The sequence below is a fragment of the Corynebacterium provencense genome, from assembly GCA_900049755.1.
GTDB lineage: Bacteria > Actinomycetota > Actinomycetes > Mycobacteriales > Mycobacteriaceae > Corynebacterium > Corynebacterium neomassiliense.
Map to the genome: position 1 here is coordinate 830,122 of LT160593.1, position 15,518 is coordinate 845,639.

Annotated in this window: 11 protein-coding genes, 2 tRNA genes and 1 pseudogene; 5 read left to right on the top strand and 9 right to left on the bottom strand. The window is 65.5% G+C overall.

Going from position 1 to position 15,518, the window contains the following annotated elements:
* Nucleotides 1–268: 268 nt before the first annotated feature.
* The 4 genes from BN3906_RS10215 to BN3906_RS10230 all read right to left on the bottom strand — a co-directional run bounded on the left by BN3906_RS10215 (nt 269) and on the right by BN3906_RS10230 (nt 2,297).
* Nucleotides 269–344: transfer RNA gene (locus tag BN3906_RS10215), tRNA-His, on the bottom strand.
* Nucleotides 345–448: 104 nt separating this feature from the next.
* Entirely contained in the window at nt 449–1,081 is a 633-nt protein-coding gene (gene orn, locus BN3906_RS10220; RefSeq protein WP_066589789.1) for an oligoribonuclease, read from the bottom strand.
* 55 nt (nt 1,082–1,136) lie between these two features.
* Nucleotides 1,137–1,970 (bottom strand): mycolate reductase, encoded by an 834-nt coding sequence (gene cmrA, locus BN3906_RS10225; RefSeq protein WP_066587950.1) that lies wholly within the window; start codon nt 1,968–1,970, stop codon nt 1,137–1,139.
* 253 nt (nt 1,971–2,223) lie between these two features.
* Nucleotides 2,224–2,297 (bottom strand) — tRNA-Arg (locus BN3906_RS10230).
* Nucleotides 2,298–2,461: 164 nt separating this feature from the next.
* Here BN3906_RS10230 and BN3906_RS10235 point away from each other — a divergent pair.
* The 5 genes from BN3906_RS10235 to BN3906_RS10255 all read left to right on the top strand — a co-directional run bounded on the left by BN3906_RS10235 (nt 2,462) and on the right by BN3906_RS10255 (nt 8,543).
* Nucleotides 2,462–4,612 carry a bifunctional copper resistance protein CopD/cytochrome c oxidase assembly protein gene (locus tag BN3906_RS10235; RefSeq protein WP_261796955.1) on the top strand — a complete coding sequence of 717 codons (2,151 nt, stop codon included), beginning with the start codon at nt 2,462–2,464 and terminating at the stop codon, nt 4,610–4,612.
* Nucleotides 4,613–4,829: 217 nt separating this feature from the next.
* On the top strand, nt 4,830–5,348 hold the full coding sequence (locus BN3906_RS10240) for a single-stranded DNA-binding protein (protein ID WP_187119930.1): 519 nt from the start codon (nt 4,830–4,832) through the stop codon (nt 5,346–5,348).
* Between the two features lie 201 nt (nt 5,349–5,549).
* A complete protein-coding gene (gene ettA, locus BN3906_RS10245) occupies nt 5,550–7,220 on the top strand; it encodes an energy-dependent translational throttle protein EttA (RefSeq protein WP_066587960.1) in 1,671 nt (556 codons plus the stop codon).
* 35 nt (nt 7,221–7,255) lie between these two features.
* Nucleotides 7,256–7,762 (top strand): acyl-CoA thioesterase, encoded by a 507-nt coding sequence (locus BN3906_RS10250; RefSeq protein WP_066587970.1) that lies wholly within the window; start codon nt 7,256–7,258, stop codon nt 7,760–7,762.
* Between the two features lie 40 nt (nt 7,763–7,802).
* Nucleotides 7,803–8,543 carry a DUF8185 domain-containing protein gene (locus BN3906_RS10255; RefSeq protein WP_066587973.1) on the top strand — a complete coding sequence of 247 codons (741 nt, stop codon included), beginning with the start codon at nt 7,803–7,805 and terminating at the stop codon, nt 8,541–8,543.
* Here the strand turns inward: BN3906_RS10255 and BN3906_RS14185 are convergent.
* The 5 genes and pseudogenes from BN3906_RS14185 to BN3906_RS10270 all read right to left on the bottom strand — a co-directional run bounded on the left by BN3906_RS14185 (nt 8,459) and on the right by BN3906_RS10270 (nt 15,191).
* The gene (locus tag BN3906_RS14185; RefSeq protein ID WP_261796957.1) at nt 8,459–8,842 is read right to left on the bottom strand and encodes a succinate dehydrogenase/fumarate reductase transmembrane subunit; all 384 of its coding nucleotides are present in this window, start codon (nt 8,840–8,842) and stop codon (nt 8,459–8,461) included. The genes BN3906_RS10255 and BN3906_RS14185 overlap by 85 nt on opposite strands.
* A 227-nt stretch (nt 8,843–9,069) precedes the next feature.
* Nucleotides 9,070–10,962: a glycoside hydrolase family 65 protein gene (locus tag BN3906_RS10260; RefSeq protein ID WP_495697496.1), complete on the bottom strand. Its 1,893-nt coding sequence runs from the start codon at nt 10,960–10,962 to the stop codon at nt 9,070–9,072.
* A 175-nt stretch (nt 10,963–11,137) separates the two neighbouring features.
* Nucleotides 11,138–11,656, bottom strand: a pseudogene (locus BN3906_RS15580) (glycoside hydrolase family 65 protein); the annotation flags it as partial.
* 321 nt (nt 11,657–11,977) lie between these two features.
* The gene (locus tag BN3906_RS10265; RefSeq protein ID WP_066587976.1) at nt 11,978–12,805 is read right to left on the bottom strand and encodes an HAD family hydrolase; all 828 of its coding nucleotides are present in this window, start codon (nt 12,803–12,805) and stop codon (nt 11,978–11,980) included.
* Nucleotides 12,806–12,986: 181 nt separating this feature from the next.
* Nucleotides 12,987–15,191 (bottom strand): malate synthase G, encoded by a 2,205-nt coding sequence (locus tag BN3906_RS10270; protein ID WP_066587978.1) that lies wholly within the window; start codon nt 15,189–15,191, stop codon nt 12,987–12,989.
* Nucleotides 15,192–15,518: the final 327 nt, after the last annotated feature.

Sequence of the window (15,518 nt, forward strand, 5' to 3'; positions counted from 1 at the left end):
ATCGGAGGCGGAGCATATGGGCGGGGTGTTGTCACGTACCCTGGGCGAATAGCTGTCCGGGAGCTATTATTCCGTCGTTTTGGTGTGGTGACCTGCTGGGGAGTTAGGATCCCGGACACACTTTTTGTCGTTTAACCCCTGCCGGCCCCATCTGGGCTGACCATGTCCGCACCAACGCAAGTGCGGCGACAAAGTGGCGAGAAAAAAGTCAGGTCTGAGGGTGGAACGAGAGAAAACCCTCGGCCCAGAATCTCAGACCTGACTCATCTGGGGTGGCTGACGAGACTCGAACTCGCGACACCCAGGATCACAACCTGGTGCTCTACCAACTGAACTACAGCCACCATCGCTGCTGTACGGCAGCGGGACTCATACTAGACCACGGTTGTCATTCGGGGCAAAAGCGCACCGTGAACAGCATCAACAGCGTCCGGGGCGCAGGGCCGTGTCAGACTATCGGCGTCGCCGCTGTGGCCGCCGCGGCCGCCGCCTCCACGGCTTCGGCGTCCGGGCCGGGGGAGGGGACGAATGCCGCCCGCCGGTAGTAGTCCAGTTCCCGGATGGACTCGAGAATGTCCGCCAGTGCCCGGTGCTGCATCCCCTTCGCCGGTTGACCGCTGTACACGCGCGGGTACCAGCGGCGGGTCAGTTCCTTCACCGAGGAGACGTCGATCATCCGGTAGTGCAGGAAACTGTCCAGCCCGGGCATGTACTTCGCGATGAACTTCCGGTCGCTGGCGATCGAGTTCCCGCACAGAGGCGCCACGCCGGGGGAGGCCACATGGCTGCGGACGTACTCCAGGACCCGGTCCTCGGCGTCCTTCACACTGACGGTGGAGGCGCGGATCTCGTCGGTGAGACCCGATGAGCCGTGCATCTTCGTCACGAAGTCGTCCATCTCCGCCAGTTCCCCGTCAGTGGCGTGGATGACGATGTCGATACCCTCATCCAACGGAACAAGGTCAGCGTCGGTGACGATCACCGCGATCTCGACGAGTACGTGCCGGGACGGGTCGAGCCCCGTCATCTCGCAGTCGGCCCACACGAGCCGGTCGGTCCGGGCGATCTGGTTGGGTGTCATTGCCTGTTCCTTCTGCTTGTCCACTGCCACTTGTCCACTGCCACTGTGTCCACCGTCAGTCTTCCGCCATCCTGGCGTACACCCTGCCCAGCAGCGGGGCGGTGACGCGCCGCGGGAGGTAGGTGGAGATCACGTTCGCGATCTTCGACAGTCCACCGGGGACAACCCGGAGCCTGTTCGCGGCCAGGGCGTCGAGAGTCTCGGTCGCACAGTCCGGGTATGTCGTCCACACGAAGTCCGGGGTGGCCCGGTCCACGATGGTACGCTCGGCGTCCTGCTTGACCTCTTCACGGACCGGTCCCGGGGCCAGGAGGGTGCACCGGACACCCGTGCCCTTCAGCTCGTAGTGCAGGGCCTCGGTGAAGGTGTTGACCATCGCCTTCGTTCCCACGTACGTGGCATTGTTCGGGATCGCGGCGTTACCAGCCACCGAACCGACGTTGACGATCCCGGCGTCCCCGCCGGCGACCATCCCCGGCAGCACCGCCGCGGTGAGCTCGAAGACAGCGGTGGCGTTCAACTCGAACTGGGCGCGTTCCCGGGCGGGGTCAAGCCGGCGGAACTGCCCGAACGTGGCCACCCCGGCTGAGTTCACCAGGATGCTGACGTCCCTGCCGGCGAGCTCGGCGACGAGTTCCCCACGGGCCGTCGGCTCCGCGAGATCGCAGGTGCGGATCTCGACGTGCACCGGGGACCCCTCCGCAGCGAGGGAATCCCGGATCTGCTCCATAGGACCGGCGGTCCGGGCCACCAGCAGCAGGTTGTGGCCGCGTCGACCCAGCTCAAGGGCTACGGCCCGTCCGATACCTGAGGACGCCCCGGTCACCACGGCGACACGGTCGGGTCCGGGGGCGGGAAGTGAACGGTTCTCGGACGAACGGAAGAACACCTGGTCTCGTCTCCTGTGGTGGTGGGGAACTGGGGATGGGCAGCTGACGGAGGTCAGCGCCGCAGATCGCCGGCAGATCCCCGTCAGATGACTGCCCGTTCAGGCTACACCGGCCACAGGAAGGGAAGTGCAGGACACCGGCAGCCGCTTCTTCCGCCCGGTGCCCGCAGCCCTGCCCCACCGCAGCTCCCCGCACCCCGCTGTGAGCCCCCGTGAGACCGGCCGAATGCTCCCCACGGTGAGCCCTGATGTGTGCCCCTGGCAGGATTCGAACCCGCGACCAGCCGGGTAGAAACCGGATGCTCTCATCCACTGAGCTACAGAGGCGTCGCGCCCTTACGGCGCGAGAAAACATGATAGCCCACCCGGCGCCCGATCCTGAACCCGGGGCACCGTGTCGGAGGGAAGGTTCCGCGCACCCGGGCCCGGGGTCCACCCCGGCGTCCCCGTCGAATCGGATTCAGCCGTTCCCGCTAGTAATGTCAGGGATCATGTCCGACACGTCCCACGCTGTCACCCCGGTCACCTCCACGCCCCGGCGGCTCGGTTCGCCGGTCGGTGTCTACGTCGGAGCCACCGTGCTGGCCGGTGTGGTCGCGGCGGTGATCGGTGCAGCCTTCCTCGGCCAGTCACTCGCGGTCCTCGGAATCCCTGATCCCGGCCCGGTCACCTCGTGGGGCGTCCCCCTGGTACGTGGCGCGGGAACCGTGCTGGCCTGCATCGGTGTCGGCGGTTTCCTCATGAGCGCGCTGGGTACCCCTCCGCGTGCCGACGGCTTCCTCGACATCGACGGCTTCCGCGCCGCCCGCACGGGAACCTGGGCGATGCTGGGTTGGGCAGTGTGCGCGTTCCTGCTGATTCCGCTGTACCTGTCCGATGTGTCCGGGTCCCCGTTGTCGGAGACTCTCGCCCCGGACATGTGGGGCACGGCCATCGACCAGGTCTCCACCGCCGGGGCGATGCGCTGGATTGCGGTCATCGCCGGGCTCACCGGTGTCCTCTCCCTGATGACCCGCAGGTGGATCTGGCAGCCGGTCTTCCTCGCTCTGTCGGTGATTTCCCTGGTGCCGGTCGCGCTGGAGGGGCACTCGGCGTCCGGCGGTGACCACGACTACGGCGTGAACTCACTCCTGTGGCACATCATTCTGTCCGCCCTGTGGATCGGCGGGCTGGCTGCACTGGTCGCCCACGCCGCCCGCAGGGGCCCGCACATGCCCGAGCTGGTGCGCCGCTACTCATGGCTGGCACTGGTCTGCATCGCCGGTATCGCGGCGTCCGGCCTGATCAACGCGGCGATCCGGCTGAAGTTCTCCGAGTGGTTCACCACCGACTACGGACGTGTGATCGTCGCTAAAGCGGTACTCACGGTGGTCCTCGCGGGGATGGGCTGGTTGCACCGACGGTGGACCATCCCGCAGCTGGAGAACGGGTCTGACGCCGCAGCCGCCGCGACCTCGTGGTGGAGGCGCCCCTTCGTCCGCCTGGCCGTGGTGGAGGTTCTCGTCATGGCAGCCACGGTGGGCGTGGCGGTGTCACTGTCGCGCATCCCGCCGCCGGTGACGTTCACCGCGAACATCACCCCTGCCGAACTGATCATGGGGTTCAACCTCACCGAACCGTTCTCCGCTGCGGCGGTGTTCACGAACTGGCGGTTCGACCTGGTCTTCGGCACTGGTGCGCTGATACTCCAGGCGGTGTACATGTGGGCCTGGCTGAAACTGCGCAGGCGTGGCATAGCGTGGCCGGTGAGCCGGGTGATCTGGTGGACCCTGGGCAACGCGACCCTGATCTTCACCACCTGTTCGGGTCTGGGCCTGTACTCCATGGCGATGTTCGCACCGCACATGCTGCAGCACATGACCCTGACCATGATGATCCCGGTGTTCTGGGTCCTCGGTGGTCCCATGACCCTGCTTCTCCGGGCCCTGCCTCCGGCGGGCAAGGACGGCATCCAGGGGCCGCGTGAGTGGCTGGTCGTGTTCATCAACAACCCGGTGTCCCGTTTCCTCACCAACCCGGTGGTGGCAGCGGTGCAGTTCGTCGTCGGTTTCTACGGTCTGTACCTGTCGGACCTGTTCAACGACCTTGCCAGTGAGCATGCCGGCCACCTGTTCATGAACATCCACTTCCTGATCTCCGGGTACCTGTTCTACTGGGTGGCCATCGGGGTGGACGCCGCTCCCCGTCAGCTCAGTCCGTTCATGAAACTGCTGATGACACTGTCCGCGATGGCCTTCCACGCCTGGTTCGGCATCGCGATGATGCAGATGTCCCAGCCTCTCGCGGAAAGCTACTACCTCTCCCTGCAGCTGCCGTTCCCGGTGGATCTCATGGAGCAGCAGCACACCGGCGGGGCCATCGCCTGGGGACTGTCGGAGATCCCTCTGGTCCTGGTCAGCATCATGCACGGGGCGCAGTGGGCGAGTCAGGACCGCAGGGAGCAGAAGCGCTACGACCGCAAGGCCGAACGCGACGGGGACGCCGAGCTGGAGGCCTACAACGCGATGCTGGCCGACCTCGGATCGGGCAAGGACACCTCCCAGCAGGAGTACTACGGTTCGGAGTACCAGGGTGACGAGGTCCGCGGGTACCTGCACACCGAGGAAGCGAAACGCGAGTACCGCAGACAGCACCGGGAGTGACCACCTCGGCGGTGGCCGGGCACGGTATGTCGCGGGTCACGTTGTGGAGAGACTTCGGGACACAATGCCGGGTGTTGTCCACAGGACGGTGTCCCGGGGTCGACATGACCGTCATAGCGGGGGAGTATCGGCGGTCACCGGGGGCGGGAACCACCTGCCCTGTGTGACCCCGGTTGCGGGGGAGGGGAGAAGAACAATGCCGTCTGCACTGAATACGTTGACTTTGAGCGGCAACGTCGTGGGAATGCCGCGCAGGAACGAGAAGAATCCGGACCTGGTCTCGTTCCGGATCGCATCGACAGGAACCTACTGGTCGGACGGGGCCTGGAGGGAGAAGCCGACCGTCTACATCGACGTCCAGTGCTGGAAGCGACTCGGGGAGAACGTCCTCGGCAGCGTGATGACGGGGATGCCGGTCGTCGTGACCGGTGAGCTCACCTGCTTCGAGTACCAGCCGGAGTCCGGGCCGACAGACCGGGACGGTCAGGTCTACCGGCAGCAGATCTACCGGCTGAAGTCGAAGTCAGTCGGCCTGGACCTCAACTGGGCGAAAGTGAAGGAATGGGCGCGTCGCAGCAGTGACAGGGAAACGAAGGTGACCCCCGCCGCCGGAGGAGGTGCGGACGGCTCCGGGCCTGCCACGGCTGCGGAATCCACGGTCCGGGCAGGGGCAGCTCCCACGGAGGAACGGGAGCTGCTGGCCACCGTGACCGGCGGCGAGGAGGCACCGTTCTGACCCCGCTGCGCTCACAGACCCGGTCGGCGGACACCGGGAGCAGACCTACAGCGGTGGGGAGGTGACCGGTAGGACGGTCATGTAGGGTGGACCTGACCAGGGACGCCGCTGCGCAGATGTGCGGCGGCGTCCCCTTCATGTGGCGAGGGTGAATCCACCCCCCGCCGTGACACACCCGCGAAACTCACCGAAGGGGATTTGATGGCTGAGTTCATCTACACGATGAAGAACGTGCGTAAGGCACACGGTGACAAGGTTGTCCTCGACAACGTCACCATGAGCTTCTATCCGGGAGCGAAGATCGGTGTGGTCGGGCCGAACGGCGCCGGCAAGTCCTCACTGCTGAAGATCATGGCCGGGATCGACCACCCGTCCAACGGTGAAGCATTCCTCGACCCCGGCGCCACCGTGGGCATCCTTCTCCAGGAGCCGCCTCTCAACGAGGAGAAGACCGTCCGCGGCAACGTCGAGGAAGGCCTCGGCGAGATCATGGACGTGAAGAACCGGTACGAGGAGATCGCCGAAGAAATGGCGACCAACTACACCGACGAACTCATGGAGGAGATGACTGTACTCCAGGAGAAGATCGACGCAGCCGACGCCTGGGAACTCGACTCGAAGATCGAACAGGCGATGGACGCCCTGCGCTGCCCTCCCTCCGACGAGCCCGTCACCCACCTCTCCGGAGGTGAGCGCCGCCGTGTCGCCATGGCGAAACTCCTGCTCAGCGAGCCTGACCTGCTGCTGCTCGACGAGCCCACCAACCACCTGGACGCCGAGAGTGTGCTCTGGCTGGAGAACCACCTGAAGTCCTACAAGGGTGCCGTTCTCGCCGTGACCCACGACCGCTACTTCCTCGACCACGTCGCCGAATGGATCTGCGAGGTCGACCGGGGCAAGCTCTTCCCCTACGAGGGCAACTACTCCACCTACCTGGAGACCAAGGCCGAACGCCTCGCCGTCGCAGGCAAGAAGGACCAGAAGCTGCAGAAGCGGCTCAAGGAGGAACTCGCCTGGGTCCGTTCGGGTGCCAAGGCCCGCCAGGCGAAGAACAAGGCCCGCCTGCAGCGCTACGAGGAGATGGCGGCGGAGGCCGAGCAGTACAAGAAGCTCGACTTCGAGGAGATCCAGATCCCCACACCTCCCCGGCTGGGCAACCAGGTCGTCGACGTCAACCACCTCACCAAGGGGTTCGACGGCCGGGTCCTCATCAAGGACCTGAGCTTCACCCTGCCGCGCAACGGGATCGTCGGCGTCATCGGCCCGAACGGTGTCGGCAAGACCACCCTGTTCAAGACTATCGTCGGGCTCGAGGAACCGGACTCCGGCGAAGTCAACGTCGGCAAGACGGTGAAACTGAGCTACGTCGACCAGAACCGTGAGAACATCGATCCCGAGAAAACCGTCTGGGAGGTCGTCTCCGACGGCCTGGACTACATCATCGTGGGCCAGAACGAGATGCCCTCCCGCGCCTACCTCTCCGCATTCGGGTTCAAAGGTGCCGACCAGCAGAAGCCCGCGAAGGTGCTCTCCGGTGGTGAGCGTAACCGGCTCAACCTCGCACTGACACTCAAACAGGGCGGGAACCTGATCCTGCTCGACGAGCCGACCAACGACCTCGACGTCGAAACACTCGGCTCTCTGGAGAACGCCCTGCAGAAGTTCCCGGGCTGTGCCGTGGTCATCTCCCACGACCGCTGGTTCCTCGACCGCACCTGCACCCACATTCTCGCGTGGGAGGGAAACATCGCCGAAGGGCAGTGGTTCTGGTTCGAAGGCAACTTCGAGGACTACGAGAAGAACAAGGTTGAGCGGCTGGGAGCGGACGCCGCCCGGCCCGGCCGAGTAACGCACCGTCGCCTCTCACGATAGACTGTTGGCAGAACAAAACAGCCTGAGGAGAATTGATGCCCTTCATCGACCATGAGGCTTCCGGGAGTCGGTACCACAGCACGCGGATCAACCTGCGCTGGTCGGACTTCGATCAGTTCCAGCACGTCAACAATGCGGCGTACCTCGAGTTCTCCCAGGACGCCCGGATCGATTTCGTCCGGGACGTTCTCACCGAGATGGACATCTCGGTACCGGCCTTCATCGTCAGATGGGCGTCAGTCGACTACCGCAAACCACTGTCCTCCAGTGACACCCAGGTACTCATCGAATCCTTCATGTACGAGATCGGTGAAAAATCCTTCAAGATGCGGCAGTACATCCGCAACGGCCAGCACCGTATCGTCGCGGTGGTGGACACCGTGAACGTGGCGGTGGACATCCTCTCGGGCAAGTCCCGACCGTGGACGGACAGTGACCGTGAAGTCATCAACATGTTCATGATCCCGGTCGAAGATGACAGGGAAGAAGACTCCCTCGCCGTACAGGCCCGCAAAGACACCGAGTTCGAGACCGGGATCTGAACGGCGGGCAGGGGGAAAAGAGCGGGTAACGTGGGGCGCTGTGTCCGCCACAGAACCCACGACCCTCACCCTGACCCGTCCCGGCAGGTCCCAGGCCTCCACACTGCGACGGGTCGCGGCCGTGACAACCAGGATCCTGCGCACCGACCAGTCGGCGATGGCACGCCTCATCGCCGTCGACGGGGATACCACTGACATTCTCCTGTCTACACCCCTGGGATGTGTCGTCGCACAACGGGTGTACGCCACCCCGTCGCACGACGGTGCCGTCGTCGGCGCCGACCCCCTGCCGTCACTGCTGACCGGAGCGGCCTCCGGGGACAAGGTACCGGCCGAACTCACCCTCGGCTCCCGGATGGACCTCCTGTGGACCGGGGCGCCTCCACCCCGGACAGGGTGGACAGTCGTGGACACCATCCCCGGCCCCGACGTCCGTGACGTCTACGACAGGCTTCACGACGAAGCCCGGGAACACTCCGGACCGGCAGGTCTTCCACCCTCCCTCCTGGACCAGCCGCTGCTCCGACTGACCAGCAGAACCCAGACAGGCATCATCGAGGTGCCCGGCAGTGTCGTCGCCGCCCTGGGATCGTTCGGACTGATCGTCCGGCCCCGTGAAGAACTCACCGAACACGACCGGATCAGGGTCAGCATCACCGGATCCTGGATCCGTATCGACGCCCTTTTCGGCACCGTCTACCTCCCACGTCGCGGAGGACTGGCGAGAATTCCCTCACCCCTGGACTGCTTGGACCGCATCTTCAGCACCACTGCGCAGTAGACGTGCAGTACCAGGCAGACGATGAGGACCACCCGCAGGATCCACAGGATGGTCTCGTGGGGGAAGACCGGCTCCCCCATCCGGCGCAGGAAAGCAGCGTACTCGTCGAAGTGTTCCTCACCGGTGTAAACCTTGAGGTTTCCCACCATGTGGAACAGGACGAAAAGGACGAAGACGATGCCAGTCACGGCCATCGTCAACTTCATCGCCCAGGACGGGAAATCCGGCTTCTCCCGCAGCGGTCTAATGTTCAGCTTCCCGTGCTCCAGTGCGACGGGATCATCGTATTTAACAGTCATGGCACCTCCAGTGTCAGTGACACTGTACGACTGCCAGAGTGGCAAACACTAACCGGACCCCATCCGGGTGAAGAAGATCACATCCATCCGGGGTCCCTGCCGCATCGGACCATGAGTGCGCAGGTCAGGGGCGCATTCGGCACCGTTGCGAGGTGAGGTTCGCCTGCCCTGACCGTGGCATCCTCCCGCAGAACGCCGTACGCCGCAGCAATATAGTTATATCTAAATCACTTATCGACGGTGACGATGTCCTGGACGACATCTGTGGCGATACCGGCCTCCACGAGTCCCTGCTCATCGGCGACGAGGGTGGTCTCACCCTCCACCCGGACAGGGCGGGTGCCGACGACCACCTCCTTTCCCATGACCGTGACGGGACCGACCAGACCTTCCCCACCGTCGACGATCTGCAGCTCCACGGCGTCCTCCTCCACAGTCACCCGGACCTGGTAGCCCTGCAAGGTCACATTGAACTCCAGCGACTCCCAGCCCTCGGGAAGACGGGGGTCGATGCTGAAGTGACCGTAGTCGTCACGGAAACCGCCGAACCCGAAAACCAGGGCACTCCACACACCCCCGCAGGAAGCGATGTGCACTCCGTCGGCACTGTTGCCGTGCAGGTTCTCGAGGTCGAGGAACAGTCCCCGGAGGAAGAAGTCCATCGCTGTCTCCCGGAACCCCAGCTCCGCGGCCACGATCGACTGCACGACTGCCGACAGTGAGGAGTCACCCGTGGTAAGCCGGTCGTAATACGTGTAGTCCCTCTTCTTGATCTCCGCGGGGACGTCGTCACCCTGGAGGAACAGACCGAGCACCACATCGGCCTGCTTGAGCACCTGGTACCGGTAGATCGTCAGCGGATGGTAGTGCAGCAGGAGCGGACGCTTGGGCCCCACCGCCGGATCGTCGAGGTTCCACAGCTGGCGGTTGAGGAACTGGTCGTCCTGCGGGTGGATCTGCATCCCCTCGTCGAAGGGGATGTACATCGCCTTCGCCGCCCTGTCCCACAGGTCCAGTTCGTCGATGGACAGGCCGGAACGGTCGGAGAGTTCCTGGAACGCCTCCGGCCTCTCCCGGCGCATCTGGAGGGCCACGTCCGCCGCGGCACGCAGGTTGTACCGCGCCATGACGTTCGTGTAGAAGTTGTTGTTCACCACGGTGGTGTACTCGTCGGGGCCGGTCACCGAGTGGATCTGGAACTTCTCCCCCGTCGGGTCGAAGAAGCCCAGGGACATGAAGAACCGGGCGGTACCGACGAGGATGTCCACGCCCTCCGACAGGAGGAACTCAGAGTCACCGGTCGCGTAGACGTACTTCATCAGGGCGTAGGCGATGTCCGCGTCGATGTGGTACTGCGCGGTACCTGCGGCGTAGTAGGCACTCGACTCGTGCCCGTTGATCGTGCGCCAGGGGAACAGGACGCCGTCGTGTGAGAGCTCCCGGGCCCGCTCGGTGGCCTGGGGCAGCATGAGGTAGCGGAACCGCAGTGCATTGCGCGAGAACTGCGGGCTCGTGTAGGTCAGGAACGGAAGCGCATAGACCTCCGTGTCCCAGAAGTAGTGGCCCCCGTAGCCGGAACCGGTGAGTCCCTTGGCGGGAATCCCCTGTGTCTCGGCCCGGGCGGACGCCTGGATCAGCTGGAAGAGGTTCCACCGGACAGCCTGCTGCAGTTCCGGGTGGCCGGACACCCGCACGTCCGAACGCCGCCAGAACCGGCCGAGCCACTCCGCCTGATTCGCCATCAGCGTCCGGTACCCCACCTGACGTGCCCGGTTGATGGTCCGCGCACACCGGAAGGCCAGTTCCTCGGCCGACACATGCCGCGAGGAATGGTAGGAGACGACCTCCCCCAGCCGCATCCGCAGACCCCGTGTGCCGTCACCGTGGTCCACCCCCCGTGCGACATCGTCACGCATCTCGGTGTGGATCCCCCCCCCGCCGACCGCGTCCGAGGACGCCGGACCCCCGGAACCGCCTGTGCCCTGCGCCTGAGTCACGTCGAGGACATGGTCCATGCTCACCGCCACGGTCATGCCCGAGTTCGTCACCCGGTACCCCAGGGTGACCCGCTGGTCCTCCGAACTCGCCCGGTAGGTGGGCTGGAAGACCCTCCCCCCGATCTTCTCCGCCTTGCGCGGGTCGGCTCCCCGGTTGACGTCGGCGGCGGCCGGCGGCGGCCCGCGCCCGGGCCCGGTCGTCCGCCCCCGAGGACGCCGCGTAGGTGTCGAGGATGCTGGAAAACTCGTCCTCGCCGTCCTGACGGTTGAGGATCTGCGAGGAGATCACCACCGCAGCATCCGAGTCCAGCAGTTCGACCTCGATGCTCATGAGCGCGAGATGCCGTTCCTGGAAGGACACCATCCGGTCGGTGACCACACGGACCCGTTTGCCGGCCTGGGTCCGCCAGATGAAACTGCGTCGTTCCACCCCCTCGCGGAAGTCGACCGTGCGTCCGTAGTCCTCCACCTCGGCGACACCGAGGCGGAGTGGTTCATCGTCGATGTAGAGACGCATGGCCTTGGCGTCCGGCACCTGGACGATCGTCTGACCTTCGCGGGCGAAACCGTAGGCGTCCTCGGCGTGCTCGATGTTCCACGTCTCGTGGACGCCGTTGATGAAGGTCCCGTGCTCGTGCGAGTCCCGGCCCTCAGGCGGATTGCCACGCATCCCGAGGTAGCCGTTCGACAGCGCGAAGAGAGTCTCTGACTGCCCGAGTTCATCGTCCGTCCGGGCCGGCCGGGTCTCGTGCCAGGCCCACTCATCGACAGGGTGGACGCCACGGTCGATCTGCGTCAACGGATCGACCCCGTCCATGTGCACGTCGGTGCGGTACCCCGGAGGGAAATAGTCTGAGGGATCGGCGGGGCCCGCGGCCCGCCTCCTCTACACATCTAGATGCGTGTAAGAGACAGGAGCCACTCCGCCCGATTCGCCCTCAGCGTCCGGTACCCCACCCGACGGGCCCGGCTGGAGGGCCGCGCCCCCCGCCAGGCCAGGTCCCCGGCCGACACGAGAGGTGTAAAGGGGCCCGAGCCTGAGCTGCCGGCCCCGGCGGGCCGGGTGGCAACCGAGGCGACGCGCCGCCGCTGGGCCAGAAATGCCTCAAGTCTGTCGTCCGCTCCGGTGGAGCCGTGGTCAGTCATCGATGTTCCCTTCGCTCGGATCGACGTTCAGCGTACCGACCCGCCCGACGAGCTCGTCGAGGTCCGTGACGACAACATCCGCACCCGCCTCCAGCAGAGCGCGGGTGCCGGCGCCCCGGTCCACCCCGAGCACCAGTCCGAACCCTCCTGCCGCACCCGCCGCCACCCCGGAGGTGGCGTCCTCGACGACCACCGCACGGGAGTTGTCCGTGTCCAGCAGGGACGCCCCGTAGCTGTAGGTGTCCGGGGCGGGTTTGCCGGGCAGTCCCTCCCTGCCAGCCCGGACACCGTCGACGACAACTTCGAAGCGGTCGAGGAGACCTGCCGACCTCAGCACGGGAACCGCGTTGCGGGAGGAGCTCACCACCGCCAGCCTGGTGCCCGTCCCGGCGAGGGCGTCAAGCAGTGCAACAGATCCCGGATACGCGCTGATCCCCTCCCCGAGCAGTCCGAGGAAACGGTCGTTCTTCAGCAGCCCCAGTCCGGTGACCGTGGCGTCCTGCGGCGTGTCCTCCCCCGGTCCACCTCCCGCGGCGGCCCACCTCGGGTCCCCGCGGTCCACCGGCAGGCTGATCCCCCGGGACGCCAGTAGTGCGGCGACACCTTCCGTCCTCGGACGTCCGTCGAGGAAGTCGAAGTAGTCCTGCTCGGTGTACGGGGGGACGCCCCTGTCCGCGAAGTATCTGGTGAACACCTCGGACCAGGCCTGACGGTGCAGGTCAGCGGTAGGTGTGATCACACCGTCAAGGTCGAAGAGCACCGCTGCATAGGCGGCGAGGTCTGGCAGGGGACTCCGGTCTGTCCGGGTGCGGTCCGTCATTCCCCCATCGTAGGGCCACACCCGACCCGATGCGCGCCGGACACGACGGGCGACGGACGGGCCTGCACGGTGGCGGTGTGTGCCGCCCGTGGCACCTCCACGGCTGCCACCCCGGCACCCCCCGACACCCCCGGTCATGCCCTCCCCGGGTCAGGCATCCTGCCTACGGCGAACCCCCCTGTCAGGCGATTCCGTGGAGCTCCTTGAACTCACGGCGCCGGGCGTGGAGGATCGGCTCGGTGTACCCGGAGGGCTGTGACGCCCCCAGCAGCACGAGGTCGCGGGCCGCCTTCCAGGCCACGGAGTTCTCGTAGTCCGGTGCCATGTCACGGTAGGCGGGGTCACCGGCGTTCTGCCTGTCGACCACCTGCGCCATCCGCTTGAAGGCCTCGATAACCTGGTCCTCGGTGACCACCCCGTGCTTCAGCCAGTTGGCCAGCAGCTGAGAGTTGATCCGGCAGGTGGCGCGGTCCTCCATGAGGTCGATGTCGTGGATGTCCGGCACCTTGGAGCATCCGACGCCCTGCTCGACCCAGCGCACGACGTACCCCAGGATCGACTGGCAGTTGTCGTCGAGCTCTTCCTGGATCTCCTCCGGGGTCCACACGGCCTCACCCTCTCCGACCTTCGCGGCTGCGACCGGGACCGTGAGGATCCCGGGCAGGGAGTCACGACGTCCCTCTGTCATCAGCTTCTCCTGGACCGCGAAGACGTCGACGAGGTGGTAATGGGTGGCGTGCAGGGTGGCCCCGGTCGGAGAGGGCACCCATGCCGTGGACGCCCCCTGCTCCGGCTGGGAGATCTTCTGCTCGAGCATCTCCGCCATCAGATCGGTCTTGGCCCACATGCCCTTGCCGATCTGCGCCTTCCCGGACAGGCCGTGGGCCAGCCCGGCGTCGACGTTGTTGTGCTCGTAGGAGTCCATGAACAGGGACGCCTTCAGCTTCGGCTTGCGGAACATCGGCCCGGCGAGCAGCGAGGTGTGGATCTCGTCCCCGGTACGGTCCATGAACCCGGTGTTGATGAACGCCACCCGGTCCGCGATGGCCTCGATACAGGCGTCCAGGTTCACCGACGTCCGCCGCTCCTCGTCCATCAGCCCCACCTTGAGGGTGAACCGGGGCAGGCCGAGGAGATCTTCGACATCGGCGAACAGGTCATTGGTGAAGGCGGACTCCTCCGGACCGTGCTGCTTCGGCTTGACGATGTAGATGGACCCTTCCCTGGAGTTCCTGCGGGGGTTCTCCGGGTTGAGACCGGGGATCGCGCAGGCGGCCGTGATGACGGCGTCCATGATCCCCTCGAAGACCTCTTCGCCGTCGTCGTCGAGGACGGCCGGGTTGGTCATCAGGTGGCCGACGTTGCGGCAGAGCATGGTCGACCGACCGTGAAGCCGGAGTTCGGAACCGTCGCGCGCGGTGAAGTAGCGGTCGTCGTTCTGCTTCCTGGTGAACGTCTTCCCGTTCTTGGTGACCTCTTCGGACAGGGTGCCCAGGTTCAGCCCCAGCCAGTTGCGGTAGCCGAGGACCTTGTCGGTGGCGTCCACCGCGGCGATGGAGTCCTCGAAGTCCATGATGGCGGTGACCGCGGCCTCCAGGACGATGTCCTTGACACCTGCCCTGTCGGTGGCTCCGACCGGTGACTCAGGATCGATCTGGATGTCGATGTGGAGCCCGTTGTGCCGGAGCAGGATCGAGGAGGGGGACGCCGTGTCCCCGGAGTGCCCCACATAGACCTCGGGCTGCCGGAGGTGCACCTCGTTTCCGTCGATGACGGCGGTCAACTGTCCGGAGGAGATGTCGTAGCGGTCGACGTCGGCGTGAGATCCGGTCTCCAGCGGCACCGCCTCGTCGAGGAACCTGCGTCCCCAGGCGATGACCTTGTCTCCGCGGACCTTGTTGTAGCCCCTTCCCGGTTCTGCTCCCCCGTCCTCCGGGATCGCGTCGGTCCCGTAGAGGGCGTCGTAGAGGGAACCCCAGCGGGCGTTCGCGGCGTTGATCGCGAAGCGTGCGTTGAGGATCGGGACGACCAGCTGCGGGCCTGCGGTGGTGGCGAACTCGGCGTCCACGTTACGGGTGCGGATCTGGAAGTCACCCGGGTCGTCGACGAGGTAGCCGATCTCCTTCAGGAATGCGGTGTACTTCTCCGGGTCCTGCTTGCCCGGGTTCTCGCGGTACCACTGGTCCAGACGTGCCTGGAGGTCGTCACGCTCGGCGAGAAGTTCGCGGTTGCGCGGGGTGTACCTGGCCACGATCGCGCCGAAACCGTCCCAGAAGCTGTCCCGGTCGACCCCGGTGTGCGGCAGAACCTCACCGTTGACGAAGTCGTACAGGGTCTTGGCGACCCTGAGACCCCCGGCGGTGACGCGCTCTGTCTGCTGTGTCATTGAGAACTCCTTCGTTCACATGTCGACTTGTCCGCAATACAGTCACCACCCTAGGTGAGCCACATCACGGAAGGGAGCGAACGGTGTCCCGGACGACGCCGTTTCACCCCCGTCCGTCCCCCGTACCGGACACCCGAACGCCGATTCACTTCAGTCTGACAGTAGCACCTTACGTGACGCAGGTCGCACGTTGTCGCTGCAAGACGCCTTTTTGACCACCTGATGGGACAATGCTTCCCATTCTGAGAGACGTAATAAAACAGAACGATCGTACTACCCCCGCCGTGTGCTGGATCACGTCTTTGCTTTGACTAGGTCTTTTCCCTC